Raw genomic sequence first — 19979 nt, 5'->3', positions numbered from 1 at the left:
ATCAACCGTGTTCGTGTAATAAAAAAAGCGGATGGGTATCATGTGCAATTCTGCTTTGATGCCGAACGTAAGGAAGAGGGGGTATATACAGGCAATGTTGTTGGGTTGGATTTGGGATTAAAATATTTCACCAAAGACCAAAATAATAATGCTGTCATTTATCCTCAATTTTTCAGAAAGTCAGAACGCAAGCTCAAAAAAGCTCAGAAGCGATTAAGCAAAAAGTTTGTCAAAGGTAAAAAGCCTCAGTCAATTAATTATCACTCTTGCAGGAAGCGATTAGGTAGAGTTCATCTAAAAATTACTAGGCAGCGTAAAGATTGGGCGATAAAGCAAGCCCGATGCGTAGTGGCATCTAACGATGTCGTAGTCTATGAGGATTTGAAGATTGCGAACATGGTCAAGAACCACCACTTAGCTAAGTCGATTTCTGACGCTAGTTGGTATCAGTTCACTCAATGGTTAGAATACTACGGGAAAATCTGGGATAAAGCAGTTGTGGCAGTAACTCCGGCTTATACTTCTCAGGATTGCAGCAATTGTGGACATAGAGTAAAAAAGTCACTCAGCACCCGAACTCATTCATGTTCTAGCTGCGGAATTGAAATTTGTCGTGATACAAACGCCGCAATTAATATTCTCAAGAAAGGAATGAAAATATTAGGAGTTGAGTGGCAAAACAACAGTACCCAAGGGCATTGGGAATCTGCATCGAAAGATGGAAAGCATGGGGAGAAGACCACCAATACTATTGATGGGAAACCTGATATAGCAAGCGGATTTCTGTGAACCATGAATTAGAATCCCCGTGCGTTTTACGCCGGGGAGCATGTCAAGTCTCTAGAGTGGTTTTCATCGCCATTCACAATCAATTTCATACCGCAATCAGCAGTGCCAAAAAACTGCCACTCATGACTAAATCAACATTTGTACCTTTGCCATGCAGACTCAAGTATTTCAGCAATGATTTCTGTGTATGTCACACCACCCAAACGTCCCATAATTACCAGGTCTGAGCGGATATAATCTAACCCTGGCAGTGGGTTAACCTCCATAAACTGCAACACACCGCTAGCATCACAACGCAGATCCACGCGGGCAGCGTCACGGCAACCAAGAGTATGGTAAATATCAAGCGCCAGATGCCTTGCCTGTGCTGCCAGTGGCTCAGGATCTATGAGCAAACGATAAGATACCCGTTCCAGATACTCATCTTTATTAAGGGTGGTATAGGCGAAAGCTTCCGCTTGTCCTGTAAAAATTACTTCCATCACACCTACTACCCGTGAGTTGCTGCCGTTGCCAATAATGCCTATTGTTACTTCTCGACCGGGAAGAAAGGTTTCTACGAGTACGGACTGCTGAAATAGTTGGCGTAACAATTGATAAGTATTTACTAGCTCCTCACGTTCTTTGACAAGGGAATGCCCAGTTATCCCTTTAGAACTGCCTTCCGCCACAGGCTTGAGGAAAACTGGCATTGGCAGCGACACGGCTGTTGCTTCTGCGGTAGTACTCACCACCTCAAAGGGGGCTGTCAGGAAACCGCGATCGCGCACTACCATCTTAGTAAGCGCCTTGTCTAGCGTTAAGGCGCAGGTGAGCGGATCGGAAAAGGTATAGGGTTGAGCGAATAATTCACAGACTGCCGGGACTTGGGCTTCACGAGAGCGACCCTTCAAACCCTCAGCAATATTGAAAACCAGATCCCAGCGATCGCCCTTAGCCAAGCGCAGAGCGAGTTCTCTACCATTGCCGACACGTTCAACCTGATGACCTAACTGAAATAGTGCAGCTTCTAGCCCGATGATAGTATCTTCATTGTCGAACTCCATCACCTCAGAGGCACTGCAACCAGCCTTAAGGTTGTCTGCCTTCAGGTCATAACACAGACCAATTAATAATCCCATAGTCCTATAATCCCTGGTGAGAAAGCTTTCGCTGTTAGCTGTAATATACAACTCAGATTAATTGCAGAAATTTTGATTACTAAGTCTTCAATGGAGTCGGAGCTATTCATCAACGACATCGAACCATATAGGAGATAGATCGTCAGGTGAACCGTTAAAGTTAGCAGTAATTTCTTCTCCCACTTCTATATCCCGGTAGGCAATATACTCCACCTCCCCTTCGGCGAATTTTTTCACATAGTAAGTATTGGGATGGTAAGAATGGTTGAACAGGGACACTAAACCAAGAGCGATCGCCGCAGCTTTATCTTCCCAATTATAGTAATAGTTACTTAAAACTGTTTGATCAATTAATTCAACCTGTTCTGCGGGTATGACAACAACTGGCGTTGTCTCAATGATCTCTCCTTTCAAAAAGCGCTTCTGTGCGAAGATACCTCGACCTTTTAAGTTTGTATTGCCCACAATCAACATTCCAACTTCTCCTGCGATTACTTTGTTTTTTGGTTTGCATCATCCAACAAAACCATCCCAACTGGCTCTTTAAGATGATGGCGATCAACTCACATATAGATGGCATCAGCCCTACTCCACTGGATCTACATAGGTGTATGTATTACCTGCCCAGTTTCGCAGTGTAGCAGTGCCCTTCTCATAGGCAAGTAGAGTCTCGGCTTGAATTGGGACTTTACCACCGCCGCCAGGGGCATCAATTACATAGGTTGGTACAGCGTAGCCAGTGGTATAACCACGTAATTTAGAAATTAGATCAAGCCCAGTTTGAACACTCGTTCGCAGATGTGCTGTACCAACAACTGGATCGCATTGATAAAGGTAATAGGGTCGTACACGCAACTTCAAAAGACCGTGAAATAAGTTCTTCAGCGCTTTTTCAGAATCATTCACACCTTTTAACAGCACAGTTTGACTACCTAAAGGAATGCCGCCATCAGCTAGGCGATCGCAAGCTTGTGCCACTTCCGGGGTAAGTTCCCGCACATGACAAAAGTGCAAAGACAGCCACACGCGATGTTTACGAAGCAAAACAACCAGTTCCGGTGTAATTCGCTGCGGTAAGAAACTCGGCACGCGGGAACCAATTCGGATAAATTCAATATGCCCAATGGCACGCAACCGCCCAAGCAAGTTGTCTAAAGGTTGATCAGACATCAACAGAGGATCACCACCGGAAACTAGCACATCACGGATCTCGGTGTGTTCCTCTAGGTAAGCAATGATTGCATCCAAGCGCCGCGTTATTGGGTACATCTCACCTTGGCTCACCAAACGAGAGCGGGTGCAGTAACGACAATAAGCAGCGCAAGTGTCTAAGGCAATCAGCAACACCCGATCAGGGTAGCGGTGTACAAGTCCTGGCACTGGAGTGTCATTATCTTCACCGCATGGATCTACCATCTCTGCTGTACTAACTATGAGTTCTTCTTCTCGTGGTATCACTTGTAACCGTAGTGGGCAAAGCGGATCTTCTGGATCAAGCAGTGATGCAAAGTATGGGGTTACGGCTACAGCAAATTTCTCTGGTGCGATTAAAAGTCCCTGTTCTTCGGTAGCACTAAGCCTTAATAACCTCTGAAAATGTTCCAGCTTAGTCAACCGATGCCGCATTTGCCAGTGCCAATCGTTCCAGCGTTCCTGGTTGTAAGTCTCTCCCAAAATCTGACAAATTTCTTCACACCGAACATCGGTTACTAGAGGATCTAGAATAGTGTTTTTGATCATGCTGGGACTTACGCACTGTACAAACCAACTCTAATGTGTATTACGCAAAATGTCCGTTTCAGACGGTGATCTGGTCGTATACTTACTACGTCGGGTGTTAGATATAGCTCAAAAACACACCCGTCAGCGTCACAAATTCCATAAATTCACTACAAATAAGCTGATAAGCGATCGCGCGTATAACTACTTTTTATGGTCTGGAATCTTTGTTGCAAAGAGAACACTCTGGAAAATTAAAGACGCGACAGCTTAGTGTCAAAATGTTATGTGTATAGTTTATTAACAAAGTCATTTATGTCGAAAGCAATTTGGAATGGAGCAGTTTTAGCCGAGAGTGATAATACTGTAGTTGTGGAAGGCAACCATTATTTCCCTGCTGACACCATTAACAAGCAGTACTTCACAGAAAGTAACACCCACACCACTTGTCCTTGGAAAGGTGTCGCCAGCTATTACAGCATTGACGTTGATGGGAAAATCAATAAAGATGCCGCTTGGTACTATCCCAGCGCCAAGGAGAAGGCTAAGAATATTGAGGGTTATGTTGCCTTCTGGAACGGTGTAAAAGTTGAGGCTTAATAAAGGTTCCTGGAAGTATTTTAGTTTCAGGGACATTAATATTATGTCCGGCTAATTCCCTATAAAATAGACATTTGGTGAAAAAGAATGTAGAGACGTAGCACTGCTACGTCTCTACAAGGGTTCTGGATAACGCATATTTCATTTCGCCAGATGTCTAATAATTAGCCCGCGCAGAGAGAACTCTGAGCGGGCTTCGTATTTTAAGTATTTGCAAATTTATTCTAAGAGGTAATTATACTTTTGCCTTGCTAAATGCTGCTTGCTTTTTCTTCGCCAGCCAAGCCAGACTAACAGCAAGTATACTACCAGCGATCGCACTTGGTTCGGGTACTGTTGTCATGAAAACAACGTCACTGGCTGTAAGAGTTATACTGCCTGCTGTAACAGTTATACTGCCTGCTGCTCCTGAATTAATGTTACCACCAGCGATCGCGCTTGGTTTGGGTACTCTTCTGAGTAAAAGGTCAGGGCTTGTAAGAGTTATGTTACCTCCTAGACCAGCGCTGATTTGCCCAGAATTGCTGCTGGTGCTATTGGGAATTATTAGCGTAGGAATAGAGATAGTTAAATCGCCGCTATTGGTGGTCTTACTTAGATTCCCTATCTGACTACCATCGGTCAGGCTCAATGCATTAGTAGTGATATTCACACTATTGTTACCCCTGATGGTGCTATTGATAAACGTTAGGTTATCACCATTAATATCTATCTTCAAATTGTCGCCGCTGATGGTGCTATTGGTAAACTTTAGGTTACTAAAATTGTAAGCATTGAAATTACCAGCGATCGCTAGTCCAGAAAGTGTAACATTAGCGGCGCTAATGTCAAACACCGGGAATTGATTATTGCCACTGATGGTAAGTAAGTTAGCACCTGGCCCATTGATAGTAAGATTTTTAGCGATCGCAATTGCCCCACTCGTCAAGGCAATTGTACTAGGATGACTTCCCAATAAGAAGTCTACCACGTCATTGCTAGTTGCCATGTTGATAGTGTCTCGCAACGAGCCAACACCACTGTCATTAAGATTGTTAACCGTCAAAGTCGCAGCTTGGGCTGATTCCACTTGCATTATCACCAAACCCAGAGCAATGGCTGTGGAAATAGCTTCAGCAACAGCCTTTTTTCTATTGTTTTTTGCCACCTAAAACTCCTCTGATTAATTTGTCAAAAAATAAAAAAATTCACTTGTACAGTTGATAAATACCAGGACTTACGCAAAAGGTAGTGAAAGCCTTGATTTACCGTAGGGGCAATTCATGAATTGCCTCTACATTTCGTACTTGATAGCGTAATATGATGTCCGCTTGATTACTTATTAAACCCCAAGAACCCTACCGCGTGGTCTATTTACCTGAAAATAGCTGTAACATGGTGCGTGATAGCAAAGCCGTAACACACCCTACTGCTACAGGTTTTTAATCACACCAAAAACTTTCATTTAATAATGTTTCTACATCATTAGGAAAAGGACAATCATTAGGAAATTTTGTTTCATATTCCTTACTCATATTTTTATGTGCATTTTGATAACATTCATCACATATAGTTAAAAAATAGTTACGCAGACTAGGGGAATCTCGGAGAATACGACTTAATTCTTGTTGTGTGCGGCTAATTGTTGCTTCCCAACCGCCATAGCATTCTGGTAAATTTACATAATTCCGTTTTAAGGCGTGTTCAAATAAAGTTGTCAAACGACTTTCTAATTCCCGTCTATCTCTCTTCCCCAATCCTTCTATCTCCTCAATTAAGTTTTGCCAGTCTACATTGCTATAATCTTGGGATTGTAAGCTATTGACAGTTTGCTCAATCCACAATCCAAAGTCTGTTTCATAGAGAGTTTTTATTGGTGATTGAGTCATAATGAATTAAAAATTTTAGAGTGCTTTAGCAATAGTTTAACCCAAGGGTTTAACAAAATATAATTGAAGAATTGGGACAAGGCTGTGAAATCTTGCTTGTCTGTTAGATTTAGACCGATTTTTAGAACTTTCTTTTGTAAGCGATGACTACAAGTACACACTTTAACGCTAAAGTCAACAACGGCACAATCGAAGTTCACGCACAAGTAAGCATCAAAACAAGAATAGCTATATTTTGTCGTTGATTGATAAGTTTTGCTTAAGCTATGGTAACGATCGCATAAGTTTTGTCACAAATAGATCAGCATTCTGAACCAAACAAGTTGTGTTGTTAACCAACGGACAAGTTTTCTGAACCAAACAAGTTGTGTTGTTAACCAACAGACAAGTTTTCTGAACCAAACAAGTTGTGTTGTTAACCAACGGACAAGTTTTCTGAACCAAACAAGTTGTGTTGTTAACGAACGGACAAGCTGTGGTAACGACAATAACTTTATTCTTAACGTCCGCTTCTGTTTTGGTAACAAATGGACAAACTGTTGTTACTAATACCGTTTTTTTGTGAAGCTGCATATATTTACCCCCCGGCTATGCCGTCCCCCCTTGCCAAGGGGGGACTACAGGGGGGTGTGTTATGTGCATATTCATACAGAATTGGTATAAAGTGCAAGCATTTATAACAAATGAGTACCTCAAAACGATAAAGGAGTACCTCAAAACGATAAAGGAGTACCTCAAAACGATAAAGGAGTACCTCAAAACGATATAGAAGTACCCCATTACAATAAAGAAGTACCTCAAAACGATATAGAAGTACCCCATTACGATAAAGGAGTACCTCAAAACGATATAGGAGTACCTTAATACGATATAGAAGTACTTCAATACGATAAAGGAGTACCTCAAAACGATATAGGAGTACCTTAATACGATATTGGAGTACTTCAATACGATAAAGAAGTACCCATTTATAATTAATGCTTAATTTGTTACCTTAAATTTTAAGAATTTGTTATGATGATTACGCGATCGCAGCGATCGCTACAAATGAGTAGCCATTTATAATTAATGGTTAATTTGTTAGCTTAAATTTTGAGCATTACTTATGAATGAGACAGCGATCGCTACAAATGAGTACGCGATCGCAGCAAATGAGTATTGATTTATAATTAATGCTTAAGCTGTTGTTGCTAACAGACAAACATTCGTAACGTCCGCGTCTGTCTTTGTAATGAGTGACAAGCTATTGTGATCACGGGAACTTTATTTGTAACGTTGCTGCTGCAAAAGTACTCAAATTATTCTTGTGAAGAGGATTTTTGCAAAGCTTCGCATTATACGAGTAGCAACATTATGCTGATGCCAAGCTTGATAGAAATCGGGATAAGGCATATTCTGGGCGCATTTCCAGACTAAATCGTAGTACTGATAATTCAATTGCCAATAACCACTTAAAGTTTTGACTACTTCAAAGCGATGGTTATTGTCTTGTATGATTTTCTCTAAACTTGATGCTGCCTGCCTACGGGCGTCGTCATCCACAGTTGTTGATTGCAACAGTTGCACTAAGGCAGTGATCGCAATTTCATTGCCTGGATAGATTTTCTCTAAACTTGATGCTGCCTGCCTACGGGTGGAGTCATCTACAGTAGTTGATTGCAACAGTTGCACCAAGGCAGCGATCGCAATTTCATTGCCTGGATAGATTTTCTCTAAACTTGATGCTGCCTGCCTACGGGTGAAGTCATCCACAGTCGCAGTTTCATTGCCAATGCCGATTTGCCTTAAGCTTGATGCTGCCTGCCAACGGGTGAAGTCATCCACAGTTGTTGATTGCAGCAGTTCCACCAAGGCAGCGATCGCAGTTTCATTGCCAGTGCCGATTTTCCCTAAGCTTGATGCTGCCTGCCTACGGGTGAAGTCATCCACAGTTGTTGATTGCAGCAGTTCCACCAAAGCAGCGATCGCAGTTTCATTGCCAGTGCCGATTTTCCCTAAGCTTTCTGCTGCCTGCCTACGGGTGTAGCGATCCACAGTTGTTGATTGCAGCAGTTCCACCAAGGCGGCGATCGCAGTTTCATTGCCAGTGCCGATTTGCCCTAAGCTATATGCTGCCTGCCAACCGGTGTAGTCATCTACAGATGTTGATTGCAGCGGTTGTACCAAGGTAGCAATTGCAATTTTATTGCCTGGGTCGATTTTCCCTAAGCTAGATGCTGTCTGCATACGGGTGTCATTATCCACATTAGTTGATTGCAGCAGTTGCACCAAGGTTGTGATCGCAATTTCATTGCCTGGGTTGATTTTCCCTAAGCTTTCTGCCGCCTCCCTATAGGTGTTGTCATACGCATTTTTTAATTGCAGCAGTTGCACCAAGGTAGCGATCGCAATTTCATTGCCTGGGTCGATTTTCTCTAAGCTTTCTTCTGCCTGCCTATGGGTGTCGTCATACACACCTTTTGATTGCAGCAGTTGCACCAAGGTAGCGATCGCAATTTTATTGCCTGTGCCAATTTCCCCTAAGCTAGATGCTGCCTGTGAACGGGTGTAGTTATCCACATTAGTTGATTGCAGCAGTTGCACCAAGGCCGCGATCGCTTTTTTACGGTGTGTCTGTTGCAGTATTGACTTAATTTCGTCTGTAAATCTATAGGAGAGTTGTTGTATCCACTCTTGTTGTATAGTATCAAAATAACCAAACCCCCACTTAACAATTTGCTTAACTATTTCATCTGCTTTAGAACAATCATTAAACTCAGCAATTCCCACAGATGCTAAAGAATAAGCGTGATATTCATAAAATCCTTTATCTGAAGCGTGATATTCATAAAATCCTACATCTTTCCTATTCCACTGACTACATCCATCTTTAAAATTAACTAAAGCATCAATAAACTCTTGCTTTTGCTGCTTGAGGTTTTCTTCTTCTCGCCCTAACCAAAGTAATATTGTTTGCCTCCATTGCGGTTCAAAGATGCGATAAGTTCCTTGACTGGGTTTTTTGGGAACGTGATTGAGAAAGAAATGCCAGTGATTAATTGCTTTAGCAGCAAAATACTCTTGAAATGAGGCATGAAAAAAAGCGTAAACAGGTTTTCTATCTGTATCTATGCCTACACAGTTTAGCCAGCCGCGATTTAATGCCAATTTCAGCAGCGAATTTTCATCATCAGCATCTCCCAAGAACTGACTAACAAAATCCTGCCGCAAGCGAAAACGGGTTGCTTCTTTGTCTATTGCTGCTTTCGCTAATTCCCCCAATTTGACATTGAGTTGCTGACGCTGGTCAGAGTTTATAGCAAATTCCTCTTTTTTCCACTTGTAGAAGTCATCAACAAATTGCTGATAGAGTCCCGCTTGAGTATGGGGTAATTTGCCATCTCCTGATTGCCAATTTAAGCACAGCAGCGTCAACCGCAGAGGATTTTTCACTAAATCCTGAATCCGTTCTTTACCTGATTCTTTCAAGGCAGTACATAACTGCTTCCCAGTTTCGGGAATAGCAGTGAACCATTTGTCAATAAATCTCTCTACCTGTTGTGGATAAGAAAAATCTAAACTGCGATAGGTATCAAAATCATCAAGTGCATTAATGCTGCCATCCCACAGATTAACCCGACAGGTCAGCACAATTCGCGCTTGATAAATAAACCCTGCTTCACGGAATTGTCGGGCAATTTCTGTTAAAGGATTCGATGCGGACATTTCATCTAACCCATCTAGCAGCAACCACACATTATTTTCATTAAACAGAGTAACCAAATCATCCTTTAGTTGCTTAGTGGCTTCAGCTTTACCTGTTTTCTCAGCAACCTGAGTCAACCAAATGTCAAACAGATAAGATTTTAGTTCCTTATCTCGCAAATCTGCTAAAGATGCCCAAATCACAATGGACTGGTGAATCTCACGAGATACCCAATCAGCAATCTGCTGTAAAAGTGTTGTTTTTCCTGCACCTGGTTCGCCAATAATTGCAATTCGCTTACCTTTACTTTTAGGCGTGTTCTTCTGTTTGAGAACTTGTTCAAGAAAAGCATCATGCTCAAACGTTTTGGTGATTTCTGTCTCCTTGTACAGTTCTGACCCCTGTTCTGGAGAAATATCACCTTGAGGCTTGGATTGTTTTTTGCGCTCAACTAATCCCAGTGGTACATAAACATCATCAACTTGTAGGGAGACTCCCTCAGATGATGTCAAAGGATTTGTAGTCAGCGATCGCCGTTCTACCAGTATTTCACGGCAGACTTCACGCCAGCGATCGGGAGTTAACTTTGTCCCATCCTCCCTTGGGGACGACGGTAGTCAAAACGTCAAGTTATTAGTTTGGTTAGTTATCTGTCCTTGATTTACAACCCCAATTTTTTCTGCTAGCTGCGTCAGATTTTGAATAGTTGGCTGTTGAGACTTGAGAGTATTTTCTATTTCTTGAATTTTTTGAGTGAGTTTTGGTTCTGCTTTTGCTGCTGCTTCCACTTCCACAACAGCTTGAGCAATTTCTGGATCTGCGTCTGCTGCTGCTTTCAGCTCCAGCACTGCTTGACCATAATCTAAACGCTGCGGTTCATTTCCCTCAACAGCACTGGTGAGTAATGGCGATTTATTCTTCTGGCGGAGTAATCCGATTAATTTACCACCTAGCGTCCATGTAGCATCACCAATATTTGCGCCGATTTTCTCCTGCGCTTTAGTCCAAAGTGTAGTTGCGATCGCAGTAGCAACAGCCGTCAGCGTTACAGTTACCATAAATTCACTACAAATTGAGTTTATGTAGAAATTGTTTCAATTGACACAAATAGTATCACGAAAAAGCTAGGCGATTATTAGTGATATAAATCAACACAGTTTAGATAAGACCAAAACACTTGTAGAGACGGCGATTTATCGCGTCTCAAAAAACCAAATTTTTGCCATTAGCCTTTAACTTAACCGTATTGTGATATAAATCCGCACAGGCGGGTTTTGTCTGTGTAGCCGCGACTTCTAGTCGCCAGGATACTAATACCAATTCAATTAATGATTGCAACACGTCCTTGGGTAAAGACGCGATGAATCGCGTCTCTACAAATGGTCTGTTTGTCGCATTCTTTTTTAAAATTGTTATAAACTGGTGCGTTAGCCTTTGGCGTAACCCACCCTACGAAAATATCTGAAACATGATTATGAGTTATTAATTAGACGCGCCCTTTCCTGCTACAGGATGAATTATTTCCTCCAGCGTTTGGAGTAACTCTTGCTCGTTATAAGGTTTAGAAAAGTAAGCCCTAGCACCCAATTGCATAGCCAATTGCCGATGTTTATTACTGCTACGAGAAGTCAGCATCGCAACTGGAATATTTTTTGTATCCACATCTGAATTTACCTTACCTAAAAAGCCATAACCATCTAGGCGAGGCATTTCAATATCGCAAATTACCGCCTCAACTCTCAATCCACTATGGAGTTTTTCTAAAGCATCTTGACCATCTTTAGCTTGTTCTACTTGATACCCTCCTTTTTCAAGAGTCAGAGCTAAAAAGCGACGAACATTAATCGAGTCATCTACGATCAAAATTGTGCCTTTCTGCTTAACAGACGCGGCTGATATTTTGTCTTCATCAAATATGAGGAACGGTGTCTTTAACCTTGCTGATGGTAATTGAGTGCCTTTGGGACTTTGCCGATTCGTAGCAATCCAATACAGCAACTCATTGAGATTAACTAGTGGCACTACTCGACCATCACCGAGAATTGTGCAGTTACTGAAGCCTTCAGGTAGAGGTATATTTCCCTCGACTTGGCGAATAGCAACTTCCTGTTCACCCCAGCAACGGTCTATTGGGATTGCTACTGGCTGACTATTACCTTTGACTACTAACACGCTGCTAGTATTAATTGCTGGCGATGTTTCCAATTCTGGGTTATCGTAGCGCAGGCAATTAAACTCTAAATAACGATTCAGGCGAATCAGTGGCAGCATCGTTCCTTGCCAATTTAGAACTTCACTACCTGCCATTTGGAAAACTTGATCGTTTTGGAGTAAAGATATTTCTGAAATGACATCTGTGGGAAATGCCAATACCATTTTGTTAATTTCTACTAGCAGAACTCGGGCAACAGAAAGTGTAAATGGTACTGATAGGGTGAAGGTAGTACCAACTCCTGGTTCTGTATCAACTTTCACATCACCTCGAATCAGTTTCAGATTGTTGCGAACTACATCCATACCGACACCACGACCAGATAATGCTGTCACTTGCTCGGAGGTGGTAAAACCTGGTTCAAAAATTAGTGATAAGAGTTCTTCATCACTAGCATTAGCAAGTAGAGAAGCATCCAATCCCATAGCTAGGGCACGGATGCGAATTTTCTCCAGAGAAATGCCCCAACCATCATCACGTATGGTAATCAGGGTGCGATTACTGCGGTGAATAGCTTTAATTTCAATTAATCCTTGTTCTGGTTTACCCAAAAGACGGCGGGTGGCTGAATCTTCGATACCATGATCGAAGGCATTCCTTAACAGGTGCATTAAAGGTTCGTTTAATGCTTCTAAAATGCTGCGTTCAATTAAAGTGTTACCACCTTCAATTTTTAACTGGACATTTTTCCCATACTCTACATTTAAATCACGCAAAGCTCTAGGAAAACGTTCGATTAAATCGGACAGAGGCCGCATCCGAATATGATTTAATTTGGTCTGTAACTGTTTCGATGTTTTGTTTAGTTTCCGAGCAATTTGGTCTGTATCATCTACACTGAGTTGCACATCAGTTGTGACTTCCTGTACCTGAACAATGGTTTCCATAACTTCCTGCGATCGCAGGTTTAATTCGTGATAGCGATCCATCTCTAAAGCATCAAATTTGCTATCTGTACCTTGTGTTTGGTGGCCATTTTCAGTTTGCAAATGCACCCCAGCAGACAAGGCAGCTTGAGGAGAAATTTTCTTGCAGGCTGTACGTAGTTCCTGGTTTTCTCGGTCGAGAACTTGGACTCGCTGGTTGAGGTTACGAACGAGTTTGCGTAATTTTTCTAGTTGCGAGTTTAAACCATTCCTCTGAACAATCAGCTCGCCAAATAAATCATTAATTTGCTCTAATTGTTTGCTAGGAACTCGGACACTATTTTCATGAATATCCCGCTCTTTGCCAACGCTAACTGGCTCGACTTTGCTTTCGCTAAATCTGGCATCTGGAGGATTATTTTCTCTAGCAAATATTGTATTTTGCTCGGTGACATTGATAGCATTTACGTCATTTGTAACTTCTGCATCCACAAATGTAAAATTAGCTGCGATACCTGCGGTGGGCTGCGCCAACGCTTCCTCTTTAGTCCAAGTTTCTGGAGTTATTTTTGGTTGCCAAACAGATGTTGACTCTACTTCTATATCAGCTGTATCTGTGGCGATAAATTGTGGTATTACTTCTGCTTGTAATAGTGGCTGTGATTGCGTATAACTACCCAAGTCGAGTTCTGTAGGCAAATTATCTAGTTGATTTGTCAGTATCAAAGCTTGCGATCGCCGCCATGCTTGCAATGCTAACTCGGCAATTTCGGGAATGCGATCGTTGCTAACAATTTCCAATTGCTGCGTTACTGACTCACAAAGCTTGGTAAAAGCTGCCAACTGGAGCATTTCCCCTAAACCGCCCAATTCCGATGCCATCATCACAACTTCTTCATGTAATCCGGGCTGTTCGCTATCTGCCAATATAGATTCTAGACGCTGCAAACACTCTTCTACTTCTGTTCCAAATAGCAAGGGGATAACGTTTTGTCCATCTTCTGGGGATAGCATGGTTGAGGCATCCTCCGGGTTGGGGTCGCCCAAGCGATCGTGCAACTCATCAAAAATGGGATAACAAAAGGTTTCTAACCACTGATCTTCAACAACATTTCCTTCTGCAAGCAATTCGACAATCTGACGCAGCCAGTCAACTCCAGATAGCAATAAACTTTGCAACTGAGTATCAATTTCAAGAGAATTTTTTTTAGTTTTTAAAACTTTAAAAGAATCTTCCAGACGGTGAGCTAAATCACTTAGCGATCTAAATCCCATCATCCCCGCGCCACCTTTGATAGAATGAGTCGCCCGGAGTGCAGCATTAATTTTATCTAAATCGATGCGGTTAGTAGTATCGATTTCCAGCAATACCCCTTCTAGAGTATTTAAGTAATCAGTTGCTTCTTCCAGAAACTGCATCTGGATTTCTAATTCTTTGTCTTCTAACATAGTTTTTTCCTTAGTTATTGGTTATTGGTTATTGGTTATAGCGGTTCTCGGTTGAATGAGGTACTGAACCCCACCCCCAACCCCCTCCCCGCAAGCGAGGAGGGGGCTATGATATACCTTATGTGATTAGGAAACGCTATATTGGTCATTGGTCATTAATAAAAGGACAAAGGACAAATGACAACGGACAAATAACAAATGACAAACTTAACTAACCTTAAAAGTCTCCACAGTTTCTTGCAACTGCTGGGAAATCTCCACAGTTTGTTGCAGAGATTCAGAAACTTGGCGAGAAGAATCGCTGGTACGCTTTGATACAGCAGCAATATCTTTCATCAATTGGCTAACACTTTGCGATGTTTCTACCTGAGATGCAGTTGCACTGGAAATCGACTGTACTAAGGAGTCAATTTGACGGGATACATCCAAAATTTCACTCAGACTTTGTTTAGCTTCCTCCACAATCTGAGTACCTTCTAGTACTTGGGTGGTGCCTATTTCCATCGCCTGCACCACTTCACTGGTTTCTCGTTGGATATTTTCAACAATTTGTTCAATTTCTTGGGTTGCTGCGGCACTGCGTACTGCTAATTCACCGACTTCTTCAGCAACTACGGCAAAACCTTGACCTTCTTCACCTGCACGCGCTGCTTCAATGCCAGCGTTGATGGCGAGTAAGTTGGTTTGGATGGCAATTTGGTTAATCAAGGAAACCACGCGAGAAATTTGTTGAGAAGACTCTCCTAAACGTTTCACTTTTTTAGCAGTTTCACCAACGGTTTCCCGCAAAGACAGGATATTTTGGACTGTCAAATCCATCGCGTGTCCACTCTTGGTAGCGGTGTGAGTAGCATGGTTGGCAATGAAGGCAGCTTTTTCGGCACTTTGGGCTACAGCTTGCATGGATTGGGTCATTTGGTCAACAGCATCAAGGGTGCGGTTGATTTCGGCAGCTTGTGTGAGTGCTTCTTCTGCTAAGTCACGGATGGCTCCTTCGTTAGAGCCAATGGCAGTATTCACCTGGATAGCAGCTTTTTTAACTTGGGTAACAATATCTCGCAGACTTTCCACAATGGAGTTGAAAAAGTCGGCAACAGTGCCTATTTCCCCAGGAGTCACGTCTGCACGCACTGTCAAGTCGCCTCTGGCTGCACCTTCGACATCACTGAGCAGTTCTAAAAGTTGCTGTTGCAGTGTTTCTTTTTGTTGCCGTTCTTCGTCTGACCCGATTATGCCAACATTTCTAGATTTTTCGATCTCTTCTAATAACTTGGCTTGTTCTAAGGCATAACCGATTTGAGTTGCTATCTGTTGAAACAAGTCAATTTCTGGCTGTTGCCAAACACGAGGAGCTTCGCAATGATGAGCAATTAATAAGCCTAAAAGTTGTTCTTGGGCAAAAATCGGTACGATCAAACTAGCTTTGACAGCAAATTTTTCTAAAAGTTGGATGTAACTGTCGGCATTTTTCAGGCTTTGGTCTTGATAAATATTGGCGATGCCTTCGGCAAGGACTCCGCCGATCGCTTGCACCTGTCCATCGTGATAAGTTTCTATATAGCGTTCCCGAAAATAGCGATCGTCAATTTGCACACCGAGCATTTTCGGCCAATTATCAGTTACCGATTCCGCAACGACAACGCCATCCCAAGTCTTTGGATTCAGATTATAAATGATTACCCGGTCTGTTTTTAGCGATCGCTCAACTTCTTTCACTGCTGCGTGATAGATATCTTCAGTTTTGAGAATTCGCCGAATTCGTAGGGTAATATCTGCCAGTAATTTTACCCCTTCAACATCGAGTTCTTGTTCCTTAACTAAGACCTGCAATTGTTCGGCCATCTGGTTGATATTTGCACTCAATAACCCTAATTCGTCTTCTGTTTCGATTTCCAGACGGATATTAAATTTACCTTGACCTAGCTTTGCTAATGCCGCACTTGCATTCAGAATTGGCTGTGTAGTCAGTTTAGCTAACCGAGATGCGATCGCACCCACAATAAATGCTGTCAGTGCTGTGCCGATGGCTATAGTCCACAATAATTGTCTTTGCGGCTCAAATACAATTGCGGTATCTGTAGATAAAAGTACCTGCCAGTTTAAATCAGGCAAGCCATCTAACTTACTAGATGGTACGTAGCTAACTAATTCTTGTTTTTTGTCAGTTTTGGGTACTTCTATAAAACTATCTACCTTCTTGGCTGCTAGCAGTTTAGGTAAACTAGAATACTCTTCCTTTGCCTGTTTCCCCAAAAATTCCTTTTGTGAACTCAAGAAAACTGTTCCCGAAGCATCGAGCAAATAATATTGTTGCCCATTGGCTACGTAGTTTTTGATTACTTCCTCTAAAGATTTTACGGGCATACGTGCTTGTACCACGCCAATAGTTTGCCCTGTCCTTATCTCTTTCACGGGTGCAGCTATATAAATACTCATTACACCAGTATTTTTTGCTGCTTCTGGTTTACTGATGATCGGCGCATCTTTTTGTAAAGCATCTTGAAAATAGGTACGGTCTTTTTGATTGTTCAGGGGTTCGCCTCTAGATTGCACAATCAAGTTACCTTGGCGATTAAAAACAGCAACGCTGTCATAAGCTTTATAAGCTTCAACAACACGATTTAGGACTGCTTGCTTTTCTTGAGTAGTCGTACTGACACTAGCTTGGGGACTTGTCAAAAATGGCAAACTTGATATTACCTGAATATCGCCGTAGCGTTCCAACATGAAACGGTTAACTTTATCACTTAAACCACTAGCTTCGGCTTGTTGAGATTGAGTAATTTGCTTAGTAATTGATTTGTTGGCAAAGCTAAAAGCGATCGCGCCGATGACCAATACTGGTATTGTACCGATTGCGATCGCTAAAATAGTCGCTTTCTTAACCAATCCCAGCCTTGTAAAATAGGCAATACCCTGATTCAAAGAAGAATTCTTACCAGTTCCAGTAGTCAGCTTACTTGGTGGCTTTACTACAGTCCCAATGCCTTTTTGAGATGAAATCAATGAGGCTCGATTTTGAGCGCTATTACCTTGATTCGTGTTGGTTTTATTAAACATAAAAGTAGTTCTCCTAACTATGTGAATAAGAACACTAAAAATCTTTTTTTTAGTAGTAGACCCTAATCACTGCGGAGAATAGAAGACTGGACAATTGCCTCTGCATCTAATATCAGTAATATTTCTTGCTGTTGCACAACGCACCCACATAAATAAGGAACTAAACTTGATGCTACTTGTCCGATAGGAGAATGAATAGCATCAGCTATAAACTTGGTTGTACCTTTTATTTCTTGCACAACTAAGCCCAACACCAATGATTCCACTCGGATAACGATCGTATTGTACTGTCGCACTCGATAATCTAGAGATTCTAAATTGAGCATTCTTGGTAAATCAACTACCCAAATTATCCGACTCCGCCAATTCATTAAACCTAATATGCAGGGAGGCATATTGGGCATTGAGGTGATAGATTCAACAGGCACAATAATTGCTTCTTGGGTATGCATCATTGATAAAACAGCAGTAGTTTGTTGATTTAGCTGAAACTTCAGATAACCATCTGCTAAGTTATTTTGGGTTGCTTTTGAAGAAAGAGTAATGTTTGTACTAGTCATTGATTCAAATTACCACTGATTTAATAGTACGTAGGAGATGTTCGCGGGTGTAAGGTTTAGTTATATAAGCATCTGCACCTTGTCTCATCGCCCACAAACGGTCAATTTCTTGATTTTTGGAACTACAAATCACAATCGGTACTTTTGCAGTAATCGGATTTCTTCTCAGAGAGCGACACAATTCAAATCCACTCATTTCTGGCATCACTACATCAGTAACGATCGCATCTGGTTTTTCTAACACAGCTTTTTCTAAAGCTTCTTTTCCACCAGAAGTTTTAATTACCTTGTAACCACTCTCTTTAAGATAATGGCTCATTAATTCCAATTCACTGGGAGAATCTTCTACAATCATAATTGTGCCAAGCAAAGTCAGGCTCACTATTAAATCTCCTAAAAAAATAAATTAAACATATTTTGTTATAAGAATTCAGGAGTCAGGAATCAGAATTCAGAATGGACTTAGCATAGCTTGTTAGTAGCTTACTAACTTCCTCAAGTTGAAGTGTTAATCCTGAAGTATCACCATATTCTAAGTCATTTGAAAGAATGAGATAATAACGACATTCTTCCAAAGAACCTTGTGCAATGTTAAAAAAACGTACTTTATCTGCTAATCCTTTTTTCTTAAATCCTTCCGCTATATTTGCTGCTATAGAAATTCCTGCCCGTCTAAATTGAGAGGTAAGCCCATATATTTCTGATTTAGGAAAGTGAGCAGTAAATGGGTACACTAATAAAATAAATTGATGTGCTTTCTGCCAAACTATCAAATCTTGAAATGTCTTCGCTGGCTGTCTCATTTATTCTGACTCCTGAATTCTAACTCCTGAATTCTAACTCCTGAATTCTAACTCCTGAATTCTGACTCCTGAATTCTGAATTAACCAAGATGCTTATAAACCATTTTTAGCAATTCTGATTGTGTAAAAGGCTTGGTCAAATATCCTGATGATCTGACGATCTTAGCCCTTGCCCTGTCGATAAATCCTGTTCTACCTGTTACCATAATAATAGGTGTATTTTTAAAAGCTGAATGTTTTCGCAATAAAGAACATAACTCGTAGCCATCTAAACTTGGCATTTCAACATCTAGCAAAATCAGATCGGGCTTACTCCGAAGAATTTGCATTAAAGCTTTTACCGGATCGTTGATCATCACAACTGAAAATGTATTTTCATCCAAAAAGTGTTTAATGGAATTCAAAACTGTTTGGCTATCATCAATGCAGGCAATTGTATATAGTTTTTTGCCCACAATTGGCTGAGTAGTTTTATTATTATCAGGAATATCAAGATTGATTGTTCTCAGCAATTTTTGCCCAAGTTTTATTTGCAGCTGTGGCTGAACTTGAGACGGTTGTGTTGTAGACAAAACTTGGGAACCCCCACCAGCCGGAATTGATGACTGGATATTTTGCCGATTTCGTAACTGCTTTTGACAATGTTCAACAAGTAACCGCAAATCCAGGCGACAGAATTTTGGTAGTTCATCCAAAGAGCTTTCTAGACTGAATTCATAGCTACCTTCTTTTAAACACAGAAACGATTCCAGCACTTCTTTTGCCAATTCGTCTATCAGGCTTGCTGCTTGCACAGAGGTGATATAGTCCTGATTTACTAACCAACAAATAGCTTGGTAATCCGCATTTGGTATTGATTGATGTTCATTCTTCGTCTCAAACATCAGCCGCATCTGCATACGAGTGGCGCTGTTGAGAGCAGGAATTTGCTGATTCAAGCGTCGCAAGTGACTGTCAAGGCGCTCAAATAGTTTATCTGAATAGGAGGCATAAGTAAGTTTACCGTCCTCTAGATAGATTGACCAAGAAACTATCCCAGTAAATACCCTTAAGCAACCTGTAGCATGGCGGCTAGTTAATTGTGCCAACAGAGATAGCGGATGTAGTTTCTGGAACAACCTGTAGCTACCTATAGGAGTTGTGCTCATTTTGCTTTTACTTCAGCTAAATTCAATACGTGTAACCTAAATTCGTGCAGAGTTATTCCACAATTGAAATCAAGTAAAAGGCATCAAGGGTTTGTATTT

General features: G+C 41.4%; 16 protein-coding genes. 2 read left to right on the top strand and 14 right to left on the bottom strand.

The window, feature by feature from the left end:
* Positions 1 to 789, top strand: a 789-nt coding sequence (locus V7K31_RS28440; protein WP_335099162.1) for an RNA-guided endonuclease InsQ/TnpB family protein, incomplete at its 5' end; no start/stop codon positions are given.
* A 131-nt stretch (positions 790 to 920) separates the two neighbouring features.
* Here the strand turns inward: V7K31_RS28440 and V7K31_RS28435 are convergent.
* The 3 genes from V7K31_RS28435 to V7K31_RS28425 all read right to left on the bottom strand — a co-directional run bounded on the left by V7K31_RS28435 (position 921) and on the right by V7K31_RS28425 (position 3650).
* Entirely contained in the window at positions 921 to 1910 is a 990-nt protein-coding gene (locus tag V7K31_RS28435; protein WP_335099160.1) for a D-alanine--D-alanine ligase family protein, read from the bottom strand.
* Between the two features lie 102 nt (positions 1911 to 2012).
* On the bottom strand, positions 2013 to 2384 hold the full coding sequence (locus V7K31_RS28430; protein ID WP_335099157.1) for an SET domain-containing protein: 372 nt from the start codon (positions 2382 to 2384) through the stop codon (positions 2013 to 2015).
* Positions 2385 to 2495: 111 nt separating this feature from the next.
* Complete coding sequence (locus V7K31_RS28425) at positions 2496 to 3650, bottom strand: KamA family radical SAM protein (protein ID WP_335099155.1); 1155 nt, start codon at positions 3648 to 3650, stop codon at positions 2496 to 2498.
* A gap of 294 nt (positions 3651 to 3944) precedes the next feature.
* Between V7K31_RS28425 and V7K31_RS28420 the strand changes: the two genes are divergently transcribed.
* Positions 3945 to 4229 (top strand): DUF427 domain-containing protein, encoded by a 285-nt coding sequence (locus tag V7K31_RS28420; protein ID WP_335099153.1) that lies wholly within the window; start codon positions 3945 to 3947, stop codon positions 4227 to 4229.
* A 235-nt stretch (positions 4230 to 4464) separates the two neighbouring features.
* On the opposite strand, the gene V7K31_RS28415 is transcribed toward V7K31_RS28420, so the two are convergent.
* The 11 genes from V7K31_RS28415 to V7K31_RS28365 all read right to left on the bottom strand — a co-directional run bounded on the left by V7K31_RS28415 (position 4465) and on the right by V7K31_RS28365 (position 19880).
* Positions 4465 to 5376 (bottom strand): hypothetical protein, encoded by a 912-nt coding sequence (locus V7K31_RS28415; RefSeq protein WP_335099151.1) that lies wholly within the window; start codon positions 5374 to 5376, stop codon positions 4465 to 4467.
* A 274-nt stretch (positions 5377 to 5650) separates the two neighbouring features.
* Positions 5651 to 6097 (bottom strand): DUF29 domain-containing protein, encoded by a 447-nt coding sequence (locus V7K31_RS28410; RefSeq protein ID WP_335099149.1) that lies wholly within the window; start codon positions 6095 to 6097, stop codon positions 5651 to 5653.
* 264 nt (positions 6098 to 6361) lie between these two features.
* Positions 6362 to 6670 (bottom strand): hypothetical protein, encoded by a 309-nt coding sequence (locus tag V7K31_RS28405; RefSeq protein WP_335099147.1) that lies wholly within the window; start codon positions 6668 to 6670, stop codon positions 6362 to 6364.
* Between the two features lie 720 nt (positions 6671 to 7390).
* The gene (locus tag V7K31_RS28400) at positions 7391 to 10294 is read right to left on the bottom strand and encodes an NACHT domain-containing protein (RefSeq protein ID WP_335099145.1); all 2904 of its coding nucleotides are present in this window, start codon (positions 10292 to 10294) and stop codon (positions 7391 to 7393) included.
* A 105-nt stretch (positions 10295 to 10399) separates the two neighbouring features.
* On the bottom strand, positions 10400 to 10840 hold the full coding sequence (locus tag V7K31_RS28395) for a hypothetical protein (protein ID WP_334948603.1): 441 nt from the start codon (positions 10838 to 10840) through the stop codon (positions 10400 to 10402).
* A 424-nt stretch (positions 10841 to 11264) separates the two neighbouring features.
* Positions 11265 to 14309 carry a hybrid sensor histidine kinase/response regulator gene (locus V7K31_RS28390; RefSeq protein WP_335099142.1) on the bottom strand — a complete coding sequence of 1015 codons (3045 nt, stop codon included), beginning with the start codon at positions 14307 to 14309 and terminating at the stop codon, positions 11265 to 11267.
* 207 nt (positions 14310 to 14516) lie between these two features.
* Positions 14517 to 17369: a methyl-accepting chemotaxis protein gene (locus V7K31_RS28385; RefSeq protein WP_335099139.1), complete on the bottom strand. Its 2853-nt coding sequence runs from the start codon at positions 17367 to 17369 to the stop codon at positions 14517 to 14519.
* A 62-nt stretch (positions 17370 to 17431) separates the two neighbouring features.
* The gene (locus V7K31_RS28380; protein ID WP_335099137.1) at positions 17432 to 17929 is read right to left on the bottom strand and encodes a chemotaxis protein CheW; all 498 of its coding nucleotides are present in this window, start codon (positions 17927 to 17929) and stop codon (positions 17432 to 17434) included.
* 4 nt (positions 17930 to 17933) lie between these two features.
* On the bottom strand, positions 17934 to 18311 hold the full coding sequence (locus V7K31_RS28375) for a response regulator (protein WP_335099135.1): 378 nt from the start codon (positions 18309 to 18311) through the stop codon (positions 17934 to 17936).
* A 55-nt stretch (positions 18312 to 18366) separates the two neighbouring features.
* Complete coding sequence (locus tag V7K31_RS28370) at positions 18367 to 18732, bottom strand: four helix bundle protein (RefSeq protein ID WP_335099132.1); 366 nt, start codon at positions 18730 to 18732, stop codon at positions 18367 to 18369.
* A gap of 80 nt (positions 18733 to 18812) precedes the next feature.
* A complete protein-coding gene (locus V7K31_RS28365) occupies positions 18813 to 19880 on the bottom strand; it encodes a response regulator (RefSeq protein ID WP_335099129.1) in 1068 nt (355 codons plus the stop codon).
* Positions 19881 to 19979: the final 99 nt, after the last annotated feature.

This window comes from Nostoc sp., from assembly GCF_036917675.1.
GTDB lineage: Bacteria > Cyanobacteriota > Cyanobacteriia > Cyanobacteriales > Nostocaceae > Nostoc.
Note: the sequence above shows the minus strand (reverse complement) of the source record. Positions and strands in the feature narration are given on the sequence as shown.

Coding starts and splice junctions, on each gene's coding strand:
- V7K31_RS28435 (WP_335099160.1), bottom strand. CDS start 1,910: ATGGGATTATTAATTGGTCTGTGTTATGACCTGAAGGCAGACAACCTT.
- V7K31_RS28385 (WP_335099139.1), bottom strand. CDS start 17,369: ATGTTTAATAAAACCAACACGAATCAAGGTAATAGCGCTCAAAATCGA.
- V7K31_RS28370 (WP_335099132.1), bottom strand. CDS start 18,732: ATGAGACAGCCAGCGAAGACATTTCAAGATTTGATAGTTTGGCAGAAA.
- V7K31_RS28420 (WP_335099153.1), top strand. CDS start 3,945: ATGTCGAAAGCAATTTGGAATGGAGCAGTTTTAGCCGAGAGTGATAAT.
- V7K31_RS28430 (WP_335099157.1), bottom strand. CDS start 2,384: ATGTTGATTGTGGGCAATACAAACTTAAAAGGTCGAGGTATCTTCGCA.
- V7K31_RS28380 (WP_335099137.1), bottom strand. CDS start 17,929: ATGACTAGTACAAACATTACTCTTTCTTCAAAAGCAACCCAAAATAAC.
- V7K31_RS28365 (WP_335099129.1), bottom strand. CDS start 19,880: ATGAGCACAACTCCTATAGGTAGCTACAGGTTGTTCCAGAAACTACAT.
- V7K31_RS28425 (WP_335099155.1), bottom strand. CDS start 3,650: ATGATCAAAAACACTATTCTAGATCCTCTAGTAACCGATGTTCGGTGT.
- V7K31_RS28410 (WP_335099149.1), bottom strand. CDS start 6,097: ATGACTCAATCACCAATAAAAACTCTCTATGAAACAGACTTTGGATTG.
- V7K31_RS28395 (WP_334948603.1), bottom strand. CDS start 10,840: ATGGTAACTGTAACGCTGACGGCTGTTGCTACTGCGATCGCAACTACA.
- V7K31_RS28405 (WP_335099147.1), bottom strand. CDS start 6,670: ATGCAGCTTCACAAAAAAACGGTATTAGTAACAACAGTTTGTCCATTT.
- V7K31_RS28390 (WP_335099142.1), bottom strand. CDS start 14,309: ATGTTAGAAGACAAAGAATTAGAAATCCAGATGCAGTTTCTGGAAGAA.